This window comes from Phocaeicola intestinalis (assembly GCF_014837065.1).
Lineage (GTDB): Bacteria > Bacteroidota > Bacteroidia > Bacteroidales > Bacteroidaceae > Phocaeicola > Phocaeicola intestinalis.
Map to the genome: position 1 here is coordinate 1 of NZ_JACSPP010000058.1, position 25,224 is coordinate 25,224.

19 protein-coding genes, 2 tRNA genes and 1 pseudogene are annotated in these 25,224 nt (G+C 47.5%); 18 read left to right on the top strand and 4 right to left on the bottom strand.

Annotated features, from left to right (window positions below):
• Positions 1-212: 212 nt before the first annotated feature.
• The 4 genes from H9625_RS14225 to H9625_RS14240 all read left to right on the top strand — a co-directional run bounded on the left by H9625_RS14225 (position 213) and on the right by H9625_RS14240 (position 6,706).
• Complete coding sequence (locus H9625_RS14225) at positions 213-1,823, top strand: glycoside hydrolase family 30 beta sandwich domain-containing protein (protein ID WP_191764976.1); 1,611 nt, start codon at positions 213-215, stop codon at positions 1,821-1,823.
• Between the two features lie 141 nt (positions 1,824-1,964).
• Positions 1,965-3,929 (top strand): hypothetical protein, encoded by a 1,965-nt coding sequence (locus tag H9625_RS14230; RefSeq protein ID WP_394354950.1) that lies wholly within the window; start codon positions 1,965-1,967, stop codon positions 3,927-3,929.
• 109 nt (positions 3,930-4,038) lie between these two features.
• Positions 4,039-6,480 carry a glycoside hydrolase family 95 protein gene (locus H9625_RS14235; protein ID WP_191764980.1) on the top strand — a complete coding sequence of 814 codons (2,442 nt, stop codon included), beginning with the start codon at positions 4,039-4,041 and terminating at the stop codon, positions 6,478-6,480.
• Between the two features lie 25 nt (positions 6,481-6,505).
• The gene (locus H9625_RS14240; protein ID WP_162614371.1) at positions 6,506-6,706 is read left to right on the top strand and encodes a hypothetical protein; all 201 of its coding nucleotides are present in this window, start codon (positions 6,506-6,508) and stop codon (positions 6,704-6,706) included.
• A gap of 133 nt (positions 6,707-6,839) precedes the next feature.
• Here H9625_RS14240 and H9625_RS14245 read toward each other — a convergent pair whose 3' ends face one another.
• On the bottom strand, positions 6,840-9,272 hold the full coding sequence (locus H9625_RS14245; RefSeq protein ID WP_191764982.1) for a hybrid sensor histidine kinase/response regulator transcription factor: 2,433 nt from the start codon (positions 9,270-9,272) through the stop codon (positions 6,840-6,842).
• Here H9625_RS14245 and H9625_RS14250 point away from each other — a divergent pair.
• From H9625_RS14250 to H9625_RS14260, 3 genes are all read left to right on the top strand, one after another.
• Positions 9,266-9,775 (top strand): hypothetical protein, encoded by a 510-nt coding sequence (locus tag H9625_RS14250; protein WP_191764984.1) that lies wholly within the window; start codon positions 9,266-9,268, stop codon positions 9,773-9,775. The genes H9625_RS14245 and H9625_RS14250 overlap by 7 nt on opposite strands.
• Before the next feature lie 274 nt (positions 9,776-10,049).
• Complete coding sequence (locus tag H9625_RS14255; RefSeq protein WP_191764986.1) at positions 10,050-10,568, top strand: hypothetical protein; 519 nt, start codon at positions 10,050-10,052, stop codon at positions 10,566-10,568.
• Between the two features lie 259 nt (positions 10,569-10,827).
• Complete coding sequence (locus H9625_RS14260) at positions 10,828-12,696, top strand: glycoside hydrolase family 97 protein (RefSeq protein ID WP_191764988.1); 1,869 nt, start codon at positions 10,828-10,830, stop codon at positions 12,694-12,696.
• A gap of 25 nt (positions 12,697-12,721) precedes the next feature.
• Here the strand turns inward: H9625_RS14260 and recO are convergent, their stop codons facing one another.
• The gene (gene recO / locus H9625_RS14265; protein WP_022039304.1) at positions 12,722-13,444 is read right to left on the bottom strand and encodes a DNA repair protein RecO; all 723 of its coding nucleotides are present in this window, start codon (positions 13,442-13,444) and stop codon (positions 12,722-12,724) included.
• A gap of 191 nt (positions 13,445-13,635) precedes the next feature.
• On the opposite strand from recO, the gene H9625_RS14270 reads away from it, so the two are divergent.
• The 11 genes from H9625_RS14270 to H9625_RS14320 all read left to right on the top strand — a co-directional run bounded on the left by H9625_RS14270 (position 13,636) and on the right by H9625_RS14320 (position 22,533).
• Positions 13,636-13,707 (top strand) — tRNA-Glu (locus H9625_RS14270).
• A 43-nt stretch (positions 13,708-13,750) separates the two neighbouring features.
• A complete protein-coding gene (rpsT, locus tag H9625_RS14275; protein ID WP_022039305.1) occupies positions 13,751-14,005 on the top strand; it encodes a 30S ribosomal protein S20 in 255 nt (84 codons plus the stop codon).
• Positions 14,006-14,191: 186 nt separating this feature from the next.
• A tRNA-Leu gene (locus H9625_RS14280) sits at positions 14,192-14,275 on the top strand.
• A gap of 240 nt (positions 14,276-14,515) precedes the next feature.
• Positions 14,516-15,424 carry a hypothetical protein gene (locus tag H9625_RS14285; RefSeq protein WP_191764990.1) on the top strand — a complete coding sequence of 303 codons (909 nt, stop codon included), beginning with the start codon at positions 14,516-14,518 and terminating at the stop codon, positions 15,422-15,424.
• Positions 15,425-15,656: 232 nt separating this feature from the next.
• A complete protein-coding gene (locus H9625_RS14290; protein ID WP_022456179.1) occupies positions 15,657-15,944 on the top strand; it encodes a helix-turn-helix domain-containing protein in 288 nt (95 codons plus the stop codon).
• A gap of 5 nt (positions 15,945-15,949) precedes the next feature.
• Positions 15,950-17,023, top strand: coding sequence for an AAA family ATPase (locus H9625_RS14295; protein ID WP_191764992.1), 1,074 nt, complete (start codon positions 15,950-15,952; stop codon positions 17,021-17,023).
• A gap of 161 nt (positions 17,024-17,184) precedes the next feature.
• Entirely contained in the window at positions 17,185-18,114 is a 930-nt protein-coding gene (locus H9625_RS14300) for a toprim domain-containing protein (RefSeq protein WP_191764994.1), read from the top strand.
• 156 nt (positions 18,115-18,270) lie between these two features.
• Positions 18,271-18,654, top strand: coding sequence for a MobC family plasmid mobilization relaxosome protein (locus H9625_RS14305; protein ID WP_022456182.1), 384 nt, complete (start codon positions 18,271-18,273; stop codon positions 18,652-18,654).
• On the top strand, positions 18,620-19,549 hold the full coding sequence (locus tag H9625_RS14310; RefSeq protein WP_191764996.1) for a relaxase/mobilization nuclease domain-containing protein: 930 nt from the start codon (positions 18,620-18,622) through the stop codon (positions 19,547-19,549). The genes H9625_RS14305 and H9625_RS14310 overlap by 35 nt, the downstream gene beginning before the upstream one ends.
• 6 nt (positions 19,550-19,555) lie before the next feature.
• Positions 19,556-20,287, top strand: coding sequence for a hypothetical protein (locus H9625_RS14315; RefSeq protein WP_071148004.1), 732 nt, complete (start codon positions 19,556-19,558; stop codon positions 20,285-20,287).
• 230 nt (positions 20,288-20,517) lie between these two features.
• Positions 20,518-22,533, top strand: coding sequence for a KUP/HAK/KT family potassium transporter (locus H9625_RS14320; protein WP_018710110.1), 2,016 nt, complete (start codon positions 20,518-20,520; stop codon positions 22,531-22,533).
• 158 nt (positions 22,534-22,691) lie between these two features.
• Here H9625_RS14320 and H9625_RS14325 read toward each other — a convergent pair whose 3' ends face one another.
• A complete protein-coding gene (locus H9625_RS14325; RefSeq protein ID WP_191764998.1) occupies positions 22,692-23,813 on the bottom strand; it encodes a PDDEXK nuclease domain-containing protein in 1,122 nt (373 codons plus the stop codon).
• A 25-nt stretch (positions 23,814-23,838) separates the two neighbouring features.
• A pseudogene (locus H9625_RS14330) lies at positions 23,839-25,022 on the bottom strand (tyrosine-type recombinase/integrase).
• Positions 25,023-25,224 lie beyond the last annotated feature (202 nt).

Below are 25,224 nucleotides of genomic sequence, written 5' to 3' on the forward strand. Positions count from 1 at the left end.
TTCAGAGCATAATATGAACAATAACAAGGGCGTTTGATACTGCTTTTTTAGGAACGTAGAACTGGACACACTAATTATTAATCTTACAAGAAACGCAGTTAGCAGACTGTTGAAACGTAGAGAAGTAAAAGCACAAGATTGATTAACCGGACACAGAAAAACAATCAATAGTCAACATGCATAAAATCGAAAAACGTAAACAAAAAAACACCATGAAACAACTGAAATCTTTTCTATTCCTGTTTCTGGCAAGCACACTTTTCTGGGCTTGCTCGGACGATGACACCGTAAACAAAAGCTTGTGGGGCGACTCGTATGCCCGTTTCGTACGCAACGCCATGACAGTAACCTCAACCGAGGGCACTGCCGAAGCCATCATCGACTGGCAACAATCAACCTGGGAAATCACTTTGGGAGAAGGCAATATCGTGACCAATGTAACCCCCACATCGGGCGGTGACAACAACGGTGAGCACCAATTTACCAAAGTAACCCTGACCTGTAATGCCAACACTTCGATGGACACCCGTACACAGGTTATCCGCCTGACCGACCGCAACGGGACAACCACCGAGCTGACCATCACCCAAGAAGGTGCGGGCGGCATTGCACTGACCGTAGCCCCGGCGGTCAAATACCAGCCGGTAGCAGGTTTCGGCGGCATGTATGCAGTCAGCATCTGGGGCACTCCCACTATTACAGCCGATGAAATGAACAAGATGTATAGTCCGGACGGACTGGGATACTCCATCCTGCGCCTGATGATTTATGCCGATGAAACCCGTTGGGCAGATGACGTGGATGGTGCTAAAATCGCACAAAGCCACGGTGCCACCGTATTTGCCTGTCCGTGGAACATTCCGGCGGAATGGGCAGACAAAGTGGACGATAAAGATCATCTGAAGCCGGAACATTACACGGCATACGCCGACCATCTTATCAAGTATATCAATTTCATGAAACAAAACGGCGTGGACATCTATGCCGTTTCGGTACAGAACGAACCCGATATGGACTTTACTGCCTGGACACCGCAAGAGGTGGTAAACTTCCTGAAGCAGGAAGGCGCACGCATCCGCGAAACCGGTGTGAAGCTGATGTCGCCCGAAGCCTGCGGCTACCAGCCCGAATATACCGATGCCGTACTGAACGATGCAGAAGCCTTTGCGCAGACCGACATCGTAGCCGGACACCTCTACCAAGGATTCATCGACTTAAGTAGCGATTACGTGAAAGACCGCCACGACTATGTATGCGGACTTTATCCGCGTCTGGGAGGCAAAACCTGGTGGATGACCGAACATCTTTTCAACGACGGAGAGAAAGAAGAAGACCCGTCGATGTGGCAATTCCTTAACTGGGACTACAACTTCTCGCATCTGGCAAAAGAAATCCATATGTGCATGGACGGCTATTGCAGTGCCTACTTATACTGGTACCTGAAACGTTTCTATGGCATGATAGGTGACAACGACCCGCGCAGTCCGGTAGCCGAGGGTGAAATCGCCAAGAACGGATACATCCTGGCTCACTACGCACAGTATGCAACGAACACAACCCGTATCGCCGTGACTTCGGGAAGCGAGAACATCGATGCCACCGCATACATCAACGAGACAGGCAACGAAATAACTCTTGTCCTCCTGAACCAATCGGACCGCACACTGAGCATACAAATCCCGATGGACGGTATCAGTCAAGCTACTGCGGTAGAAACCAGCGAGACAAAAAATATGGAAACCATTGATGTCAACGTAACAGGAGAATTCGTATCTTTGTCCATATCCGGAGAAAGCATTGTCTCGGTACGGATAAAACTTTAACATTGAAAAGAACAAATATTTTGAATCATCATGAATGTACGTAAATCTTATCCCATGAAAGCTGCCTTGGCATTTGCTTTCGGACTGACTCTTGCCACTTCTTGCGGGAGCCAGCAACAACCAAGCCTAGACCCACAACTGATGGGTACGGGTAATCCTTACCTGCCCTTATGGGAACACTTGCCCGACGGAGAACCCCGTGTATTTGAAGATCCGGACAACCCGGGAAAACTTCGTGCTTACATCATTGGCTCGCATGACCTGCGACTGGACAGTTATTGCGGTGCAGACATCCGCATGTGGTCGGCACCTGTGGAAGACTTGACCGACTGGCGTGATGAAGGCCCGATATTCACTTACGAAACGGAAGGCCAATGGGACGTGATGTATGCACCCGACCTTGTAGAAATCAAACAAAAAGACGGTAAGAAAGTTTACTATCTCTATCCGCACAGCCGAGGTGCCAACCGCGAGGCAATGGTATGCAAAGGTGACCGGCCTGACGGTCCGTTTACTCCCGTCAACCTGAATGAAGACGGCACACGCACAGTACCGGGCAGCATTTTGGGCTTTGACCCGTCTATTTTCATCGAAAACATTACCGACCCGAAAGACCCGGATTATGAAATAGGTTTCCGTGCTTACGGCTTCTGGGGCTTCCAGCGTTCACTGGCTGCCCAATTGGACCAGCATACCATGTATTCTGTACGGCCAGGTACCGAAATCATCCCTTATTTCATCCCTGCCAGCTTAAGATATGGCGAGATACGCGACCCGAAGGGAACAAAATATCCGGCACTCTACAAAGAACAGAAACCGGAAGATTTCAACTTCTTCGAAGCATCATCTATCCGACAAGTAGGTAACAAGTATGTGATGATTTTCTCGGGCTATTCCGGTCCCGACTACGGATTGGGAAGCACTAACTCGACCCTGCGTTATGCCTTCGGCGATACTCCGTTAGGTCCTTGGCGCAGCGGAGGTGTATTGGTAGACTCGCGTGGTGTGGTACTTAACGAAGATGGCAGCAAGCTGCAGACCACCAATGCCGCACACAACACGCACGGCAGTCTGCAGGAAATCAACGGACAATGGTATGTATTCTATCACCGTCCTCCTCGCGGATTCGGGTTTGCACGCCAGGCGATGGTGGCACCTGTCACCATCCAATGGGATGAAAAACCCGTGGCAGAAGGAGGCAAAGTAACCATTCATGGCTACGACCCGTATGCCCCCGACAGCATCTGGCAGGCGCAGGCAAGTAACGGAGATACCTATACCGGTGCCGAAGTTACCTCGGAAGGCTTCCAGATATTCGGAATGGACCCCTACAAATATTATTCTGCCGGCTACGCATGCTACTTGTCGAATGTAGGCAGCCAACAGGATGCATGGGACATCTGGAGCAACGATATGCCTATCAACGTAAACGGTGGCGACATCATCGGTTACAAATATTTCGGCTTCGGCGGACTGTACCAAGCTCAAAAAGGCCTGAAGCCTTTTGCCGGTTCCAAAGAGTATGACAAGACTTATTTCAACCTTTTCCTGACCGCTACAACCTCATCAGCCTTCAAAGTAAGCGTATGGCTGGACGGTCCATGGGACAATGACGTGTGGAAAGGCAAGAAAATAGGTGAAATCACCGTTCCGGCAGGTTCGAGCCAAAGCGAAGTGACCAAATTCACACTGGACGTGACTGATGCCGTAAAAACACTCGACAAGAAACATGCCATCTACCTGGTAGCGGAAAGCGATGCTGAAGGACAGGTATGTGTATTGCAGGGACTGGGATTCAGTGCCGATGAAAAGACTTTGGTTTATCCTGCTGCACCGGCTGTCAGCATCCAGGTCAATGGCGAGGAAGTAGAGTTGCCTACCGTTCCCGTCCGTTCTACCAATGCCAACGGTTATACGGGATACGACCAATACGAAGCGACTTATACGCTTCCGGAAGCAACAGAAAGCGTACCTCAAATCACGGCAGCTTCGAACAATCCGGATGTAAAGATTGAAATCACCCAACCGGAAACCAAAGACGGCAAGGCCATCGTGAAGTTCGACTACAGAGGTGTTGTGAAAACATATACTGTGATAATGAATTAATGTCAGTCAGGAGTTATACCATGCACAAATTAATGCCGCGTGAAGTATAACTCCTGAACAAAGTGATAACAGTTAACAGCCGCTGTGTTCAACCAATAAAACATGAAACATGAAAACACGGAAATTGATTTTAGCAATTGTATTTTCGGGACTGACGGCAATAGCCGGCTATGCCGAAGACTTGAAATTGTGGTACAGCCGTCCGGCTACGGAATGGACGGATGCCCTGCCTATCGGAAACTCACGGATGGGAGCGATGGTATATGGCGGTACGGAACGGGAAGAACTGCAACTGAACGAAGAAACGTTTTGGGCAGGAGGACCACACGATAATAACAATTCCCTTGCCCGTTACGTGCTCCCTACGGTGCGCCAACTGATATTCGAAGGAAAGACTTGGGAAGCACAACGGTTGTGCGATGCCAATTTCTTTTCGGGAAAGAACGGCATGAGTTATCTCACCCTGGGAAGCCTTTTCCTTGATTTTACCGGACACAAGGACGCGACAAACTATTACCGCGACTTGAACATCGCCAACGCCACAGCCACTACCCGTTATGAAGTGGACGGAGTGACTTATACCCGCACGGCTTTCGCTTCGTTTACCGATAGTGTCATTGTGATGCGTGTGCAGGCAGACCGGAAAGGCGCTTTGGCTTTCCGGCTTGCTTACGAGAACCCGTTACAGCATGAAGTGAAAGCCGAAGGCAATAAGCTGTCGGTGGTTTGTTACGGCAAAGACCAGGAAGGAGTAAAGGCAGCCCTGCGTGCCGAATGCAGGGTGCAAGTGATTACCAACGGCACCGTAAATTCTTCAGATAAAACTTTGGAAGTGGCAGATGCGGATGAAGCGGTGATTTATATCGCTGCAGCTACCAATTACGTGAACTATCACGATGTAAGCGGCGATGCGGCGACACGTGCAGAAAACCGCTTAGCCCAAGCTGTGAAAGTGCCCTATGAAAAAGCACTGGCTACCCACACCGCTTACTACCAAAGCCTGTTCAACCGGGTACAGCTGACGATTGGCGAACAGACAGACGAAGTTTCCCGGAAGGAAACCGATATACGTATCCGCGATTTCAACCAAGGCAAGGACCAGACTTTACCTGTACTGCTTTTCCAGTACGGACGCTACCTGCTGATTTCGTCTTCACAACCCGACGGGCAACCTGCCAACCTGCAAGGCATTTGGAACCGCAGCGTAAACGCACCGTGGGACAGCAAGTACACCATTAACATCAACACGGAAATGAACTATTGGCCTGCCGAGACTACTAATCTAAGCGAAATGCACCAACCGCTGTTCGCCATGCTAAAAGACTTATCGGAAACGGGAGCGAAAACAGCACGCGAAATGTATGACTGCCGGGGATGGGTGGCACATCATAATACCGACTTGTGGCGCATTGCAGGCCCGGTAGACTTCGCCGCTGCAGGTATGTGGCCCAGTGGCGGATTCTGGCTAAGCCAGCATTTGTGGCAACATTACTTGTTTACGGGCGACCTGACGTTTTTGCGGGAATATTATCCGATATTGAAAGGCGCGGCATTGTTCTGTCTGGATTTCCTTGCCGAAAACCCGAATACCCGCGAATGGGTCATTGCCCCTTCAGTGTCACCCGAACACGGTCCGGTAACAGCTGGATGCACAATGGATAACCAGTTGGCATTCGATGTGCTTTCGAACGCACTGCGCGCTTCCTTGGCTGTAGGCGATGAGACAAGTTTCCAAGACACGTTGCGGCAGACGATTGACCGCTTGCCACCGATGCGGATAGGCAAACACGGCCAACTGCAAGAGTGGACAGAAGATGCAGACAATCCGAAAGACGAACACCGGCACATTTCGCACCTCTACGGACTGCATCCCAGCAACCAGGTATCGCCCTACAGCCACCCCGAACTGTTCCAGGCTGCACATACCACGTTAGAGCAACGGGGCGACAAGGCTACAGGCTGGAGCATCGGCTGGAAAATCAATTTTTGGGCGCGGATGCTTGACGGCAATCATGCATTCCGTCTGATCAGCAATATGTTGCAGCTCTTGCCGAGCGATGCCGAAGCAGGTCAATATCCCGAAGGACGTACTTATCCCAATCTGTTCGACGCACATCCGCCTTTCCAGATAGACGGAAACTTCGGTGCAACGGCAGGCATTGTCGAAATGTTGTTGCAAAGCCACGACGGAGCGGTACATCTGCTTCCGGCATTGCCCGATGTATGGAGCAAAGGTGAAGTGAAAGGCCTGGTTGCCCGCGGCGGCTTCGAAGTAACGATGAAGTGGGACAAAAGCAAATTGCGTGAAGCGGTCATTCTGTCGAAACTGGGCGGCACATTGCGTGTCCGTTCGTATGTGCCGCTGAAAGGCAAAGGCTTACACGAAGCCCAAGGTGAATGCCCGAACCCGTTGTATGCTCCCGCAGCCATCAAAACACCGCAGGTATCACCTGAATTAGGCACTCCTGCCAAACCTGCCCTCCGCAAAGTATACGAATACGACATCGATACGAAACCCGGAAAGCGTTACCGCCTGATAATGGATAACTGAGAAGCTGTTTTGAATTTATCGTGCGATGATTTGGGATGAGTTTTTGAGGCATTTTCGCTTGTGTGATGAGGAAGATAGCGGGCTATCTGACGAAGAACAGGGGCGAAAAGGACCAAAAAATCGCCCAAAGCACACACGAAAACGGATACATCAAGCCAAGAAAAACTTTTTGGAGAAATTCAAAACAGCTTCTGATAATGGCTCGAAAGGAGTTAGAAGGAGTTAATGCCAATAGCGCAGAAGTATTGGCTTCTATCTCCCTCTAACTTCTTGTCGGCTAAATCGGACATTCATTGATATAAAATTTGTGCCGGCGCGGGCCTTTCTGCGTCATCGGTGTTCCATCAGCATGAGTATGTTCAGGCTTCATCCGGATGTTTCGTACCAGTTCCGGTAACCTCCGTGTCTTCGGATGCTTTTTCTCCTGTTTCTGCGTACTCCGTCGGAGTCATCCCATATTGTCTTCTGAACATCGTCGAGAAATGGGTCTGACTGGAAAATCCTACAACATAAGCCACTTGCGTAATCATAAGCCGCTTTTCCTTCAAAAGCCGTGCAGCCTGACGCAAACGGATATTACGGATAAAATCGCTTACCGCAAGACCAGTTATGTCTTTCATCCGGCGGTGCAATTGGGTACGGCTCATACCGACTTCCTTTGCCAACAATTCCACACTCAGCATGGGATTACCCAAATTCTGGTCAATGACTGTCATTACACGTTCCATCAATATCTCGTCCGTATTTTTCACCTTGAGCGGTTTCACCTTCCCTTCCTGCTCCTGGCTACCGGAATATTTCCCTTTCAGGCGAAGACGATTGCTTATCAGGTTAGCAATGAGCACATCCAGTTCATCCTGACTGAACGGTTTGTTCAGATATCCGTCCGCTCCTTGTTCCAGACCTTCCATACGGCTGGCCAATTCGGTTTTCGAAGTCAACAGCACAACCGGAATGTGGTTGGTGTTGGGATTCTTCTTCAGTTCCTTCAGCAACTGAAATCCGTCCATTTCCGGCATCATCACATCCGACACGACCACATCGGGCAACGTGGCAAGTGCTTTCTGCCATCCTTCCATGCCGTCGGCAGCCACATCTACCCGGTAATGAACCGACAGGCTTTCCTGCAAGAAATTCCGCAAAGCCTCATCATCGTCTATCACAAGCACACGGTAATGTGTCGGATTCCGCTTTCCTTTCTCCTGGACGGGGAAATAGGCAGGTTCCTCCACACGTCCATGTAAGGAAAGATGTTCTTCCGGCTTTCCATCTGCCATTTCTTCTTTTTTCAGATGCTTGTTTCCCAAAGGTAAACGCACCACAAATCTGCTTCCCTGCACATCTTTCCTGTTTTCTGCAAAAATGACACCATAATGAAGCTTTACCAATGCCTGACATAAATTCAGCCCAATGCCGAACCCTTGCCGGGCAGATACACGGCCGGATTCGCTTTGATAAAAGCGTTCGAATATCTTCTTCAGTTCTCTTTCATTCAAGCCTTTACCTGTATCCTCTACTGCTATCTCCAAATAATCGCGCAAAGGTCCTGCCGCATCCGGAGCACTGCCCGTCTTCACACTGACACAGACGGTTCCTTGCTGCGGAGTATATTTCAATGCATTCATCAAAAGGTTCACCAGCACTTTGTCGAAATTGTCCGGGTCTACCCATACCAAGGGCAAATCATCTGCAAACTCCACTTGCAGGGTAATGCCCTGCTGGCGTGCCTGCCCTGAAAAAGCATCCAACAGCTCATTCACAAAATGCCGTATGTCAATCTCCGCAAAATGCAACCGCATCTGCCCTTTGTCTATCCGCCGTACATCGAGTAACTGATTCAGCAGCCCCAATATGCGATTGGCATTGTAACGGATAAGCAGCAATGATTTATGCATTTCAGCATCACTGGCTTTTTTCAGCAAATCTTCTACCGGAGAAACAATCAATGTGAGCGGAGAACGTATCTCATGGGCAATGTTGATAAAAAAGCGCAGCTTCATTTCTCCCACTTCCTCGCGGCGTTTGCGCTGCACGGCAATATACCACAAACAACATGCACCTATTATAAATAAGGTATAGAGTATCCGGGCAAACGGACTAAAATACCAAGGGGGAGCTATATGCACCTTCATCGCCCTGACAGGCGAACAAAAACCATTTTCGCACGCCCGTAACAACAAAGTATAGTCACCTGGAGGCAAGTGATGATACTGTATACGACTCTCACCCGGCAACGTCCGGCTCCAGGTATCACCGAATTCTTCCAACCGATATTCATAAAAGATACTTTCCGCATTCCGGTAATCCATCATCGAAACCCAAAAAGCAAACGAGTTGTCAGAATAAGAAAGGTGAACACCTGTAGCCCTCACCAAATCTTCACTGACAACCGGATGCTTGCCTGAAAGGGTCTGCCGATTTACTAACCGGCCATTGAACTGCATCCCGGTAATGACCGGCGTACGTTCCATCCGCACTTTTCGGATACTATCCGGATGAAAACAAACAATCCCTTTCCCACTCCCGAAATAAATGCTTCCATCTGTAGCCTGTGTATAACGTCCTTCCAGGTAGACGTTTCCTTGCCAATCATCTCCCGCATAATAATTGACAACCTCCTTTGTATGTCCATCAATGCGACTAATTCCCCGCATCGTACTGCACCACAAATCGCCGTGACCGTCTTTCACCAGTCCACAAATCACATCATCTAAAAGGCCTTGCCCGGTCATCATCACCGAATACTGGTTACGTGTAACGTTATAGCAAAGCAAACCGTTACGCGTTGCCATCCAGATACTCCCGTCTTCTCCCTGCCGACTGGCAAGATGCTTATTTCCAACTGGTGTATTATCCCACCGTAGCTTCTGCCGGAATAGCTAACATCTACACTGCCACTACACGCAACCATCTTTATGCAAAGCAGGTCAGACCTTTGGCCAACCTGCATGCGAAGCAAGCTGAAGAATTGTTCGAAAAAGACAAACGGCTGACATGTTATTACAATGATACACTGGCAAACGGCAAATGGAAAAACATGATGTCGGACATACACATCGGTTACACACAATGGTCCATGCCCAAACAAGCACTGCTTCCTTCCTTACAACAAGTCACCCTGCAAGACACCCCATCTTTAGGCATTTGCCCGGAAGGCTGCGAGGCTACCGACTATACGGACAAACTGGCATTGCCTCTATTTGACGCATTGCTTGACCAAACCTATTATATTGACCTCTTCAACCGAGGAAAAGGAGCATCAATTTCACGGCAACTCCGTCACAAACTTGGATAAAAGTCAGCCAACCCTCCGGGACGGTAAAAACCGAAACGCGCCTCCAAGTCAACATAGACTGGGCTGCCATCGGCAATGGAACACACGAAGCCTGCCTGACCATCAAGAGTGGAGAAACCAACTTTCCTATCGGTATCCGGGCCGTCAAAGGACAAGCACCAGACACAAAGGAAGCCTATTTCGGCAATTTGAGTAAAACCGAATTTTCCATCCCAGCATACCTATATAACAAAAACGTTCCCGGAAAGATGCCGCATGGACTGAACTGCCCGACTTGGGAAGAGGATATGCCTGTATGGGTATCAGCCCTGTAACAGCTCCTAGTGCCCAGCCTGAGGAAGCCCCATACCTAGAATACCAGATACTACTGCCCGATACTGGAACCGTCTCGCTCTGCATCGGTATCTTACCCACACAAGACGTTTATCCCGAACGAGGCTTGCGTATCGCCGTAGCAATAGACGATGAAATACCGGAAGTGATAGATGCCCGCCAAGGATTCGTGGACACATTCGGCGAATACAATCCAGCCAACTTGGCTCAGTCGCCCAACCTGAAACCACTTCCCAAGCAAGACAAGACCATCAAGCTTACCGGTTCCAAGCAACTTCGCCGTAACGAAGTATTCGACAACCTGCGTATGCTAACCACAAAACTGCATGTAAAGAAAGCAGGTATGCATAGATTAAAACTATATATGATTGATCCGGAAATCGTACTCGAACAACTCGTCCTCTATCCCGACAACCGGTATCCAAGCTATTTTGGAGCACCTGCAGTACGACACCAATAACTCTCATCACAATGAGCCTGTCTTAAAATAAAAGACAGCTTTCATTTGTCATTCTGTCCCAGAGCGAAGGATCTCGAAAACATAAACTATTATATGAGAGCCCCTTCGCTCTGAGACAGAATGACCTTACTTTTTCAACAGTCATTGTTTGAAACTGTTTTGAATTTCTACATGATAAAATACACCTCTACCAATTGTCACCATCCGCTTTTTTCCGTATATTTGCCTATCCAAACTTATAAAACTGTTAAAACCACCTATGAAACACAAATTATTTGCCATATTCACAACGCTGTTATTTACTTTTACATTGCAAGCTACCGAAATCCATTCACCCAACGGACAAATCAGCGTAACCCTACACTGCCCGGAAAATAATGCAGCAGGCACAGCCTGCCTTTCTATCCGATACGGAGACCAATACATTTTCAACCAAATCCATTTGGGAATACAGACCAACCGACAAGACTTGTCCTCTAAGCTGCGCCTGCAATCGGCATCGGAAACAAGCCTTCACACCGATGATTACCAAATGATCACCGGCAAACGCCAGCACTGTATCAACCATGCCAATGAGCGGAGATTCATTCTGGTAAACGATAAAGAACAATGTCTGACACTTATTATACGGGCATACGATGACGGAATCGCTTTCCGCTACCAGCTGAAAACAGCCCCAAACGGAGAAATGATTACAAACGAATGTACTTCCTATGATCTGGCAACAGGTTCTCCACGCTGGATGCGTCCCCGCTCAGTAGACAACGAAGGCTTTTATCCTTTCAGCACCGAAGGTTGCAAATCCGGCGAATGGGGATATCCCGCCTTAATGGAACCACAGGAAGATGTATTCGCCCTGATAACCGAATCGGATTTACAGCGTATTCATTGTGGAACTTATCTGGTAAACGAAGGCACGGAACGTTATCGGGTGAAAATGGTAGAGGATACATTATCTGTGACGGGCGAATGGCATTCAGCGTGGCATACACTTATCATCGGTACACTGGCCGACATTACCGAATCGACCTTGACAACCGATGTCGCTACACCCTGTCAGCTAAAGGATACCAGTTGGATAAAACCCGGTAATGCATCGTGGATTTACTGGGCACACAATCACGGGGCACGCAATTGCGCCTTGCTGAAGCAATACGTAGACTTGGCAGCTTCCATGCACTGGCCCTATACACTGATCGATGCCGAATGGGACCAAATGACGGGAGGTACCATCGAAGATGTCCTCGCTTATGCTCATTCGAAAGACATTCGCCCGATACTTTGGTATAACTCAACCACCAACTGGATTGAAGGAGCACCTACTCCACTCTACCGCCTCAACAAGGCAACCGACCGTGAAAAGGAATTTGCCTGGCTGGAAAAGCAAGGAGTGAAAGGTGTAAAAGTGGACTTCTTCCCAACCGACACCCAGCAAGCAATCAACTATTATTTCGACTTACTGGAAGACGCAGCACGCCACCACTTGCTCGTAAACCTGCACGGAGGTACACTACCGTGGGGCTGGCAACGTACCTATCCGCAACTGATTACCTTGGAATCCGTATATGGAGCTGAATGGTATAATAACAACGAACGACTCACCTCACGTGCAGCCTGCCACAACGCGACCTTGCCTTTTACACGCAACGTTATAGGCTCAATGGACTATACACCCGGCACATTTTCTGACTCGCAGCACCCACACATCACCAGTTACGGTCACGAGTTAGCTCTGCCCATCCTTTTCGAATCGGGCATCCAGCATATGCCTGATCGTCCTGAAACGTACCAAAGCCTGCCTGACGAGGTGAAACAGCTTTTATCAACTCTCCCTACAACGTGGGATGATACCAGACTGCTGAGCGGATATCCTGGAGAACACGCCGTTCTGGCACGCAAAAGAGGAAACACATGGTACATTGCCGGCATCAACGGAAAAGACACGCCGGCAATCCTCCGTTTTTCACTGCAACGCCTTTCATTGCCACAACAGACGGCTGTACTTTTCATCGGGGACGGAACAGATGAAAAATCATTCCGCATCGAAAAAAATCTTTCCATAGGAAAAGAAACAGAAGTTCCTTGTCTGGCACGAGGTGGATTCGTAATGCAAATAACCCTCCCCTAACTCTCCTCATCGGAAAAACGCCTGCTTAAAAAAGTTCCTGAAGTACCCGGAATGACTTCAATTCCGGGAAATCAGGAAGATGCAGGCGATAATATTCATGAATGATGTCGAGGCAACGATTGCGCTGGGTACGATTCATCCCAAACAAATACATCGTATCATAGTTCATACGCATCAAATTACAGATGCGCGAAGCCTCAGCAGGAACGACAAACATACCATGCGACGGTGGCTCCATCACAAAACAGGCATTCAACAAATCAAAACAGCAACCTTCGGCATAATCTTCCATATTCGGATACAACCCCAGAAAACGAGACAAACGCATCAAAAAGACTAAGTGAAAATTAGCAAAACTTTTTTCACACGCATCAAGCCATTGTATCGAATAAACCAAATAAGAAAACAATGATGCACTGGCTCCCTCTTCTTTCAAAGCACGATAAAGAAACTCAGCCAGAAACAGCGCAATAGCAGACTTATAGGGATCGTAAGGCAAGGATTGGAAAACCATCCATGCCTTCGCCTCACGAATGGGATGTACACTGGCACGAGGACGCACCTCGGCTTCGAACTCTACCAACGACAAGGGCTGGAACAGCACCGACCTTACCATTGACTTGCGTGAACGTTGCGCCGGGAACAAGAAGGACATCCTCCCACCCTCACCTGTATAAATACAGGCAATATTTGAACGGTCATTATACTTCAGTGTATGTAACACTACTCCCTGATATTTCTGTAACATGGCTCTACAAATAAAACTAAAGAATCAAAATGTGACACTGAACTCACTTCCATTCACTGTTTTACACTTGCAAAGATATGACTTTTAAGGAGAAAGTATATTTTTTCTGCAGAAAGTTTTGCAGGAATAAAAAATCTTCCTACCTTTGCATCCGCAAATGAGGGATACTTTCCTCGAAAGCATCAAAGGATGGCCCGTTCGTCTATCGGTTAGGACGCAAGATTTTCATTCTTGAAAGGGGAGTTCGATTCTCCCACGGGCTACATAATAAACAGAATCACGAACAATATTTAAAGATTAGTCGAGATGGCAAATCACAAATCATCTATTAAAAGAATCAGACAAGCTGAAAAAAGAAGACTTCACAACAGATATTATGCTAAAACAATGCGTAACGCAGTGAAGAAACTTCGTATGACTACTGACAAGGCAGAAGCAGTAGCAATGTATCCTAAAGTACAAAAGATTTTGGATAAAGTAGCTCAACGCAACATTATCCATAAGAACAAAGCTGCTAACTTAAAGTCAAAACTGGCTGCTCATATTGCTAAATTGGCTTAAGTAATTGTTAGCACAAAAAGATAGCAAGGTTGAATCTTACCGATTCAGCCTTTTGTTATTTGTACTCAGATATTAAATAATAGAAGAGAGATGATGTTAAAAGTATTTTAGAATATTCCAAAACCCCTATAAATATTTGGAACTTTAATATATACTTCTTACCTTTGCACCGCAATTCAACGGAATGCCCAGATGGCGGAATCGGTAGACGCGCTGGTCTCAAACACCAGTGGAGTAAAATCCATCCCGGTTCGACCCCGGGTCTGGGTACCTCAAATCCCTGATAGTCGAAAGATTATCAGGGGTTTTTCTTTTTATTGGGCGTACTAAAAGTGTACTTCTTGACGAAAAGAAAAAGAAAGAGTACTTTCGCCGTTTTATCAACCTTATATTTATGCTTTATTAACGAAGATGTTGCATATTTCTTCCTTTCTCCTGCTTTTGTTTGCTTTGAAAACGGTATCCATCACTTATCTTTGTAACCCAAACCGATTTTAATGCACAACGTATATGGAAGATTTCAGAGAAACCAACTTCAAAAAGATACAGCAGTTACTTGATAAATGTGTTGCCCATGAATACGGGATGAAAACTAATGCGCTTGCCTTAAAGCGTGAATACCTGACGGAAGCGCAAATGAATGACTACATCCGGCAAGAAATTTTCAACGTGACCGAGAACCTTGTATCCCTATGCCAAAAGAACCGTGCCTTGCACAATATACGTTTTGACATACTGATGCCGGACTTCCTTTGGGAAAGCGGTTTCTTCGAAAATCTCTCTCTTGACGAGCGGAAAAAATATATTTCGTTCCAATGTTCTTCTTTTGATATGGACAAATACCTGCAATCTTCCACTTGCTATGATGAGCAGCTTCCGTTCTTTTCTTCCATTGTGCGCCTTGTCATGCAGACCCAATATCTGGAATACCTCCAACAATCGGAGGACGCCAGTCATGCCTCTGTTCCTTTGGATGAGAAATCAGAAGAACAGCCAAAAGAAGAAGAGAAGGCACAGCCTGAGCCGACCAAGATAGTCGGGAAATCCAATCCATTCAAATCAGTCCTTACAACGCAACAAATCAAACTGTTGGTCGAATGTATCAACGAAGCGCACATATTCACCACGACAATCACCCCGAAAATTCTTTCGGACTTCTTCGCCTGCAAACTGAACGGGGTATTGAAGTCCAACAACAACCGCTTGCTGGCTTATCTGATGATGCAGCTTAGCTGCTACAACTATATCGCTTATGAGTGGCAGTCCGTCATAGCCAACAACAAGCTGGTACTTGCCAAGATAAAAGACAAATACCTCACACGCAGCGACTTGTCGAGCGCGACAGACAACGTGAAGTGCATCTACCCGAAAGGATACGAAATCATAGACAAATACATCAAGCAACTGCAAAAAGGTTGAGCATAGTCTGAGCGGTCAAACAAAGCTCAATTAGACTTCATTTCCAAGCCTTTAACTTTGCCCCCGTTAACAAAACGATGCGGCATGTCGGCATAGGTCAAAACAAAAATATTTCACGTGAGTTACCCGTAACTTATGTGTTGATGTTTTGGAGGATGCCGATTTTTGCTCCATCAAAAATAAAACGAGGGTGCGCACCTTCATATTGTTTCACCAAAAAGTTTCAAGCAATATGGAAAAAACTTTGGAAATGCGAGTGGAAGAACTCGAAAGAATGTTGTTCCTAACCAAGAACGTGCTTAGCTTTGATGAAGCGAGCACATTCCTCAACCTGTCCAAAAGTTACCTTTACAAGCTGACTTCGGGCAATCTGATTCCCCATTACAAGCCGCAGGGGAAGATGCTTTATTTTGAGAAGTCCGAACTGGAGGCATGGCTCCGCCAGAATCCGGTGAAGACCAAGACGCAGATAGAGCAGGAAGCGCAGAAGTATGTCCTCAACCGTCCCTTAAAGAAGTAAAGCCCATGGAAAACAAAAAAAGCACAGAGGCTAAAAGGGATGCCATCATGAAGAAAGAGGATTTTGCAGCCCTTTGGAAAAGCATCCGGCTGAAAGTGACGGACACTTACGACGTGCCGCCCGAAATCCTTTGGGTGAACGGTTCCACCATCGGGACGCTGGGCAACTTCAGCGCATCCACAGGCAAGGCGAAAAGCAAGAAGACGTTCAACATCTCCGCCATCGTTGCGGCTGCACTGACCAATGACGAGGTGCTGCACTATTCAGCGTGCCTGCCTCCGGACAAACGGAAAATCCTTTATGTGGACACCGAACAGAGCAGATACCATTGCCACAAGGTGATGGAACGCATCCTGCGGCTTGCCGGACTGCCGACCGACCAGGACAGGGACGACTTTGTTTTCATCGTACTTCGGGAACAGCCCCCTGACATGCGGAAGCGGATTATCGAGTATATGCTGGAGAACATGCCCGATGTGGGGCTGCTCATCATTGACGGCATCCGCGACCTGATGTATGACATCAACAGCCCCAGCGAATCGACCGACCTGATAAACCTGCTCATGCGCTGGTCAAGCGGATACAACCTGCACATTCATACCGTGCTGCATCTGAACAAGGGGGATGACAATACGAGGGGACATATCGGCACGGAACTGAACAACAAGGCGGAAACCGTCCTGCAAATCACCAAGAGCACGCAGGACGGGAACATCAGCGAGGTAAAGGCGGCACATATACGCGACCGGGACTTCGAGCCTTTCGCCTTCCGCATCAACGACAGCGCATTGCCCGAAGTCGTGGACGGCTATGTATTCCAGCAGCCCAAGCAGGAAAAAAGTTTCCCGCTTACGGAACTGACTGAACAGCAGCACCGCACGGCGTTGGAAAACCGTTTCGGCAAGCGCACCGTGCAGGGCTATTCCAACGTCATACAGGCGTTGAAGCAGGGCTATGCAAGCATCGGCTACGAGCGGGGACGCAATGTCCTCGTGACATTGAACACGTTCCTCGTGAACAAGCGTATGATTGTAAAGGAAGGAAAGGGATACCGTTACAATCCCGATTTTCACTACTAAACAGGTTTGGTTTAGTTCGGACATATATATAAGGGGAACAGACTTCCCGTTTCCCGTCACTCCCGGCAATCAAGTCCGGTACAGTACGGGCGTATATATGAAGGTCTAAACCGGACTGGTACACTTCCCAATTATTCATCATCCACTAAAAAGTTTGCATTATGAACATTGAAGAAGCAAAGAAAATACCCATCACCGATTACCTGCACAGTCTGGGATATTCACCCGTCAAGCAGCAGGGAGCGAATCTATGGTACAAATCGCCACTGAGGGAGGAACATGAAGCATCCTTTAAAGTAAACACAGAACGGGAACAATGGTATGACTTCGGGGCTGGCAAAGGCGGCAACATCATCGCACTGGCACAGGAACTTTACTGTTCCGACCATCTGCCGTACCTCTTAAACCAGATAGCAGAACAGGCACAGCATGTCCGCCCGGTCAGTTTTTCTTTTCGGCAGCAAAGGTCGGCACCGAGTTTTCAACATTTGGAAGTCCGTGACCTCACCCATCCGGCATTGCTCCGTTACTTGCAGGGGCGTGGCATTGACCTTACACTGGCAAAAAGAGAATGCAGGGAACTGCGTTTCACTCATGACGGCAAGCCCTACTTCGCCATCGGTTTCCCGAATGTGGCTGGCGGCTACGAGGTGCGCAACTCCTTTTTCAAAGGCTGCATCGCCCCGAAAGACATCACCCATATCCGGCAACAGGGCGAACCGAGGGAGAAGTGCCTGGTGTTCGAAGGCTTCATGGATTATCTTTCATTCCTCACGCTAAGGACAAAGAACTGCCCTGTCATGCCCAACCTTGACAGGCAGGATTACGTCATACTCAACTCCACCGCCAATGTACAGAAAGCCATTGACGCATTGGGGCAGTATGAACGCATCCACTGCCTGCTCGACAATGACGGGGCAGGCATCCGGGCAACGCAAGCCATCACAGCGGAATACTCCTATCGGGTACGGGATTTCTCGCACAATTACCGGGAATATTCCGACCTGAACGATTACCTGTGCGGCAGGAAGCAGGAACAGAAAAACGGACAGAAACTGCTGCTAAGGCAGAAGAAAGGCAGGGGAATCTAACCCGGCGGAGATAGACACTGTGAGCAACGGGCAGACGTTTCTTAGGGGAAGCAAGGTTATGTTTCGGTAGACCGAAACCACCTTGCTTTGCTCCCCGCAAAGGAAACCGCTCCCGTCGGTCGCAATTTTCAAGACAACTTCCAAAGACAAAAATGTATGACAGATACAAGGAACAAATCAGGCGGTCGTCCGGCAAAGAACCGGATAGACAAGCAAAGACGTGTGGTCAGCACGAAGCTGACCGAGTTGCAGTATTACGCCGTTAGGAAGCGGGCATCAGAAGCCGGGCTGCGTGTCAGCGAGTATGTGCGGCAGGCTGTCGTGTCGGCAGAGATAACGCCCCGGCTGAACAGGCAGGATACGGACATCCTCCGCAAACTGGCAGGCGAAGCGAACAACATCAACCAGCTGGCGCACCGGGCAAATGCCGGAGGCTTTGCGAAAGTGGCGGTCGAACTGGTGAAACTTAAGAACAGGATAGTGGAAATCATAAGCCATTTGTCGGATGATTGGAAAAATAAGGAAAGGAAGCGGGTTTAAGGGCTGTGTGGACTACGTGCTGGGCAAGCAGCAGGCGGTCTTGCTCCATGCAGACGGAGTACTGGCGGAAAGCAGGCAGGACATCATCCGCTGCTTCTGCACGCAAGCCTCCATGAATCCCCGTCTGGGCAAGCCAGTCGGACATATCGCGCTGAGCTATTCGGTAAACGATGCGCCCAAGCTGACGGACGAGAAGATGATACAACTTGCGCAAGAGTATATGCGCGAGATGAAAATCACCGATACGCAGTACATCATCGTGCGCCACCAAGACAGGGAGCATCCGCATGTGCATATCGTGTTCAATCGCATAGACAACAACGGCAAGACCATCTCGGACAGGAACGACATGTACCGCAACGAGCAGGTGTGCAAGAAGCTGAAAGCCAAGCACGGGCTATACTTCGCCAAAGGCAAGGAACTGGTTAAGCGGCATCGCCTGAAAGAGCCGGACAAGTCGAAATACGAGATTTACACGGCTATGAGGAATGAAATCGGCAAGTCCAAAAGTTGGCGGCAGTTACAGGAGCGGCTGGCAGAAAAGGGCATCGGCATCCGCTTCAAGTATAAAGGGCGTACAGACGAGGTGCAGGGCATCTCCTTCACCAAAGGTGCCTATACGTTCAAAGGTTCGGAAATAGACCGCAATTTCAGCTTCTCCAAACTGGATAAGCATTTCGGGAACGCAGGAATGGATACCGTAGAAAATAGCCGCCAGCAGATAGTTTCCGCACCTATTTTGGAGCCTGAGCAAACACCGCAAAGGAACGACAGCCCTTCAATGGGCGGCTTGTTCAGCTTGTTCGATGTTTCGCCGTCTGCTCCATCGGACGAAGAAATTGACTGGAGTCTGAGAAAAAAGAAGAAGAAAAAGAAAAGACAACTTAAACTGTAAACGGATATGGAAGAAAATTTGATTTTAGAGGGGCTTCTCTCCATGGTCACGGAACTGAAGGAGAAGCAGGAAGCGCAGGTGACGCCAGCCGGACGCGAGGAAACCCTTTCCCGACTGGAGGCTATAGAACGGGCATTGTCTGAGTTACGCAGGAACCCGGCGGTTCCCGAAAAAGAGTTGCAAGACATCCTGACCCGGCTTGCCGAACTGCGGAAATCAGGACAGGAACAACGGCAATCTTTCGGGGAGGTCAAGAATTATGTAGTAGCCACTTTCGGCTGTCTCAAGGAAATGCTGGAAACAATGAAGCGGTACCATGATGAGCGCATGGCAGAAAAAGAAGAAGCCAAACCCGTACCGTTTCATCGGCGGATTTACAACAAAGTAACTTCTTTGGTACGCCCGAAGCTATTCCTCTTTTCGGCAGGTCTGATTGTCTGTGCCACGTCCCTGTTCCTGAATGTCCGTCTGGCTGAACGGATGGGGCAGTTGCAGGACAACGACATGAAATACCGTTATCTGCTGATGCAGGGACAAGCGGACGGCAATACCCTTGAAAGACTGGAGAATAAGTTCAAGTGGCAGCGGGACGAGCGTTTTATCCGCAACCTGACGGATTCGGTACTAGATTTTGAGGAACGTTGCCGCAGGCAGGCGGAAGCCTTGGAACGGGCAAAGCTGCTTAATGAGCAGGCTGAGCAGTTGAAAAAGGAAGCTGATAGGTTAGGAAATCAGTAAATAGCAAAAAGCCGAGGTGAAGGATAAGTCCCATAACTTCGGCTTTTGAGTTTAATAGTTATACGTAATTCAAACAGACTATTTTTTTTAGACAAGCCTTGACCATCGTCAAGGTTTATATGATATTTTTCACGAAAAAAGAAAAGTGAAATCTTATTGTTAAGATTTTATTTTATATTTGCGCCGCTTGAAAGGAAAACAAATATATGTAGAACAAAAAACTACTTTTTATGGCAAACCTATCAAAAGAAGGCAATATTCAACATAAACTTGGATTTGCCGGGTTACTCATCACATTGGGTATTGTTTTTGGTGACATTGGAACATCGCCACTCTATGTTATGAAAGCCATCATTCATACTGGAGAAGCTCTTGATGAAAATTATGTTTTAGGCGCATTGTCTTGTATCATATGGACGCTTACTCTTCAGACTACGGTGAAATATGTGCTGGTGGCTCTCCGTGCCGACAATAACGGGGAGGGTGGCATACTTGCGCTTTATGCCCTTTTACGCCGCCACAGAAGAAGGTGGATTTACATCATTGCCATTATCGGTGCGAGCACTTTGCTTGCTGATGGTATTATCACTCCAGCCATTACGGTCACAACTGCCATAGAAGGACTTGAAAGTATCAGTCCGCATCTGCCTGTGATTCCTATTACACTGACCATTATTACCATTATATTTTTCGTTCAGCGTTTTGGTACAGAAAATATAGGACGGTCATTTGGCATATTTATGCTACTTTGGTTCCTGCTTCTTGGAATCGCCGGAGCTATCAGTCTGACTTCCTATCCTCAAGTATTCAAGGCATTCAATCCTTACTATGCCATACGGTTATTAGTGGAATCCCCCCACTGGTTTCTGATATTGGGTGCCGTTTTCTTGTGTACCACTGGTGCAGAAGCCTTATACTCTGATTTAGGGCACTGTGGCAGACGAAATATTACGGTCAGTTGGATATTTGTAAAGGTGATGCTTATTCTAAATTATTTGGGGCAAGGAGCGTGGGTATTGCATCATCCGGAAAGTGCAGAAGGTACAGTGAACCCATTTTATTCAATCATGCCACAAGAAATACTGTTGTTTTCCATAGCAATGGCTACCGGGGCAGCTATTGTTGCGAGCCAAGCTCTAATAAGCGGTTCATTTTCCATATTGAGTGAAGCTATGAACTTGAATTTCTGGCCTCGTATGCGTATTAAGCACCCTACCAACGTAAAAGGTCAGTCATTTATTCCAATGGTAAACCTTGTAATGTATATTGGAGTAATATTTACTATATTGTTGTTTCGAGATTCCACCCACATGGAAGCCGCTTATGGACTTGCCATAACTATTACAATGTTGATGACAACATTGTTGTTGGGATTCTATTTGCATATGCATAACATTCCACGCATTCTATCAATACTGTTTGTCGGCGGATATTGTGTTATTGAAGGTATTTTCCTTGCTGCAAACCTGTCCAAATTTATGGTCGGAGGTTGGTTTACGCTGTTAATAGGTGGATTATTATGTTTTATCATGTTTGTATGGGTAAGTGCCAACAAAATTCGTCGAAAACATATGTCTTCCAAACGGTTAAGTGAATACTACAACATTATTTCTGATATTAAGGCGGACGAAAGCATATCCAAATATGCTTCTAATCTTGTCTATGTGAATCATGCAGACAAAGAAGGTTGTGTGGACGATAAATTGTTGTATTCCATAATTAATAAGCAGCCTAAACGGGCAGATCATTATTGGCTTATTAACCTTGAATTTGTGGATACACCAGACACACTTGAATATAATTGTTCCACATTAATAAAAGGGACATTGTTTAGTATAACCATGCGTATAGGTTTTCGTATAGAACCGCGCGTGAGCCTTTATTTACGACAAGTAGTTGATGACCTTGTTGCGGATGGTGAAGTAGAACTAACAAGCTCTTATCCTTCATTGCATAAGAATGGCATACCGGGTGATTTTCGCTTTATTATTATCCACCGGATATATTATCCTGAAGATTCCCGTAACCGCCGACAAAATTTGCTGATGAGCCTTTATGCCTTAATTAGAAAGATAGGCATTGGAGAACCGAGTGCGTTGGGGCTTGACACATCGGTTGTTGTTGTCGAGCGTGTACCGTTAATTATAGCTAATAGGGCAAAACATATTCGTCGTATAGAGCGGATTAAGCCTGAAAAATGCGATAATGATGCTAATATAGTCTTGGAAGAACAGAATGTATCATAAGTGACTTGCTATAATTATCGTCTGCATTTACGGTTTAGTTCTGTCTTTTGTATATACATCCAAACTAACCTAAACCTATTCTTGTTGGCAGTAATAAACGTGCTGGCGAAAAGAGAAAGAATGGCTTTCCTTCTTTTCGCCAGTAGTGTTTTTTATTGCTAATAGTTTGCAGTTGAAATGAACTTCTTAATTTCCTCTTCAGTGGGAAGTTCTATCATATACTTTTGCACGAAGATGTTCGGGTCTAATCCGGCAGTGGCGTATTTTACCAACGTGTCGCCCTTCTCGGTGCAAAGCAGGATGCCGACAGGCGGATTGTCGTCGGGTTGCATCACTTCCGCCTTGAAGTAGTTAAGATATAGGTTCAGTTGCGAAGCGTATTCGTGGCGGAACTTGTCTATCTTCAATTCCACGATGACATGGCATTTCAAAATGCGGTGGTAAAACACGAGGTCGGCAAAGAAATAATCCCCGTCTATCAGGATTCTCTTTTGGCGTGCTTCGAAGCAGAAGCCATGTCCCATTTCCAACAGGAAGCGTTGCAGGTTGTCCAGAATGGATTGCTCCAAGTCGTTTTCCGTTACCAAAGCACGGTCGTTCAATCCCAAGAACTCCAACGTAACGGGCGTGTTAATAATGTCTTTGGGCTGTAATTGCATGGCTTGCCGCTGCACCAAGGCAGACAAGGTTTCCTTATTTTGGGATAATCCGCTGCGTTCGTAATAGAGGGAATTGATTTGCCGCTCCAATTCCTTTACTGACCAGCAGCCCCGAATGGCTTCCATTTCGTAGAAAGCACGTTTTACAGGGTTATCAATGGGTGAAATTACATTCAAATGGGTAGAGGATAGGCGGCTAAATAACTTTTCGGGTGGGGTAATCCATTTGTTTTGAGCCGATTGAATGTATTGAGAAGATTCGGCAGTTGGCGACCGCCGAATTGGGTCTGCAAATTCGGCGGACAGTGTGTGCCGAATTTCGCTTCCTGCCAATATGTATTGTGCGATAGGCTCTTTCAGTTGCGGATAAACAAGGTATAGCCGCCGGAACTCACGAAACCTGCGCTCGTTCAGTCCTTTGACATTCAACCGCTGTTCCAGTTTCTTCAACAGTTGTTCGCCGTATGCGGCACGGTCTTCACCGTTTTGCTCAAACTCCACGATATAGCAGCCCATGAGCCAGTTGCGGGCAGTCAGAGCGAGGTTTACAGCGTGTGCGGCTTGTGCCTGCAACGTGCTTTGTATCGTGCTGATATGTTTTACTAATACTTCAAAGTCCATAATTGCAAAGGTAAGTCTTTTATGGTTAAAACTTTAATTCCGGCAGGCTGTTTATCGCTTCCTCTTTCAATTTATCCACCGCACGGGTGTATTTCTCCGTATGTTTCAGTCCGCTATGCCCGAGCAGGCTGGCAACCGTCTTGATGTTCGCCCCATTGTTGAGGATATTCACGGCGAATGAGTGACGGGCGCAATGCCAGCTTATGTGCTGTCTATCCCGGCTCTTTTCACCCAACGCTTGACGGATTTGCAGCAACTTTCATACGAAGGCAGGTTGAAGATGAGAGCGTCTTTGTTACCGTCTGCCGGCGGTTCTCCCACAAGCGAAAGAAGACCGTCATTGAGCGGAATGACCACACCGCTACTGGCGGAATGACCTTTGGTCTTGTTCTGCTCAAATTTTAGCAGCTTATTAGCGTAGTCGATATTCTTATAGGTAAGGTCTTTCACATCACAGAAGCGCAAGCCACAATACAGGCAAAAGATAAACGCACGCCTTACGTTGGGGTTCTCGTTGTCATAATGGCACGCAATCAACCGCTGGATTTCTTCCGGCGAAAGCACGTCCTTGCGTAGTATCTGGCTATCCGCCTTGCAGGTAACGCCTTTGCAGGGGTCTTTCAGCATCACATCGTGGTCAATCGCATAGTGGATAACCTTCTTGAAACGCTGGAAGATGCTTTTAGCCCCTTCGCCCACGCTCCGGGATTGCAGATAAGCTACGAACTGTTCCATCATGTCCTTCGTGATAAGTTCCGGCTTGATGCCGAACTCGTACATCGGGTAATGCTCCTTCAAAAAGTCCTTGAAACGGCTTAAGGCGATTTGCACCATCCGAATGTCTTTCTTGGTGTAGTCATTGATATAGGCTTGAAAATAATCCAAGAAATTCACGTTCCGGTCTTTTTTCAGACGGTAGCCCAACATACTTTCCTTAAACTCCTGTTCACGTTCGGCACGTATTTTTACAGCAAGCTCCAGTGTTTCCTTGTTCTGCTGGCGTTCCGCAGGGGTACGTGGCTTCTCTATCAGATACAGGCTGAGGTTCTCTTTTCGCCTGTGATGCTTGATAGCGAACTTCGGCTTTCCCTGCATCTTACCGCTTTCATAATACACCTGATTACCGTTTTCATCCAATACAGGCTTTTCCTCTCTACCCAAATAATACTCCAGATACAAACTAATTCTGCCGTCCGACCCCACCGTCAAGTTAGAAGTGCAACTCCGCCACCGCCTTCCTCCGTCCTTGGAGCGTAGCGGAAAGGGCGGAGGAAGGCGGTGGAAGCCCGGAATCAGGGTCATCCGGCAATACAAAATAAAAAAGGGAGACCTCTGTCTCCCACGGATTAATTACTTTTGTATTGTCTATGAAGTATAAGCACTTAACCCGTGAGCAAAGGTACGCAATTTA

Excerpts from the sequence above, each read along its gene's own strand:
- H9625_RS14225 (WP_191764976.1), top strand. The coding sequence starts at position 213 with ATGAAACAACTGAAATCTTTTCTATTCCTGTTTCTGGCAAGCACACTT.
- H9625_RS14230 (WP_394354950.1), top strand. The coding sequence starts at position 1,965 with ATGGGTACGGGTAATCCTTACCTGCCCTTATGGGAACACTTGCCCGAC.
- H9625_RS14235 (WP_191764980.1), top strand. The coding sequence starts at position 4,039 with ATGAAAACACGGAAATTGATTTTAGCAATTGTATTTTCGGGACTGACG.
- H9625_RS14240 (WP_162614371.1), top strand. The coding sequence starts at position 6,506 with ATGATTTGGGATGAGTTTTTGAGGCATTTTCGCTTGTGTGATGAGGAA.
- H9625_RS14245 (WP_191764982.1), bottom strand. The coding sequence starts at position 9,272 with ATGGCAACGCGTAACGGTTTGCTTTGCTATAACGTTACACGTAACCAG.
- H9625_RS14260 (WP_191764988.1), top strand. The coding sequence starts at position 10,828 with ATGAAACACAAATTATTTGCCATATTCACAACGCTGTTATTTACTTTT.
- recO (WP_022039304.1), bottom strand. The coding sequence starts at position 13,444 with ATGTTACAGAAATATCAGGGAGTAGTGTTACATACACTGAAGTATAAT.
- rpsT (WP_022039305.1), top strand. The coding sequence starts at position 13,751 with ATGGCAAATCACAAATCATCTATTAAAAGAATCAGACAAGCTGAAAAA.
- H9625_RS14285 (WP_191764990.1), top strand. The coding sequence starts at position 14,516 with ATGGAAGATTTCAGAGAAACCAACTTCAAAAAGATACAGCAGTTACTT.
- H9625_RS14290 (WP_022456179.1), top strand. The coding sequence starts at position 15,657 with ATGGAAAAAACTTTGGAAATGCGAGTGGAAGAACTCGAAAGAATGTTG.
- H9625_RS14295 (WP_191764992.1), top strand. The coding sequence starts at position 15,950 with ATGGAAAACAAAAAAAGCACAGAGGCTAAAAGGGATGCCATCATGAAG.
- H9625_RS14300 (WP_191764994.1), top strand. The coding sequence starts at position 17,185 with ATGAACATTGAAGAAGCAAAGAAAATACCCATCACCGATTACCTGCAC.
- H9625_RS14305 (WP_022456182.1), top strand. The coding sequence starts at position 18,271 with ATGACAGATACAAGGAACAAATCAGGCGGTCGTCCGGCAAAGAACCGG.
- H9625_RS14310 (WP_191764996.1), top strand. The coding sequence starts at position 18,620 with ATGATTGGAAAAATAAGGAAAGGAAGCGGGTTTAAGGGCTGTGTGGAC.
- H9625_RS14315 (WP_071148004.1), top strand. The coding sequence starts at position 19,556 with ATGGAAGAAAATTTGATTTTAGAGGGGCTTCTCTCCATGGTCACGGAA.
- H9625_RS14320 (WP_018710110.1), top strand. The coding sequence starts at position 20,518 with ATGGCAAACCTATCAAAAGAAGGCAATATTCAACATAAACTTGGATTT.
- H9625_RS14325 (WP_191764998.1), bottom strand. The coding sequence starts at position 23,813 with ATGGACTTTGAAGTATTAGTAAAACATATCAGCACGATACAAAGCACG.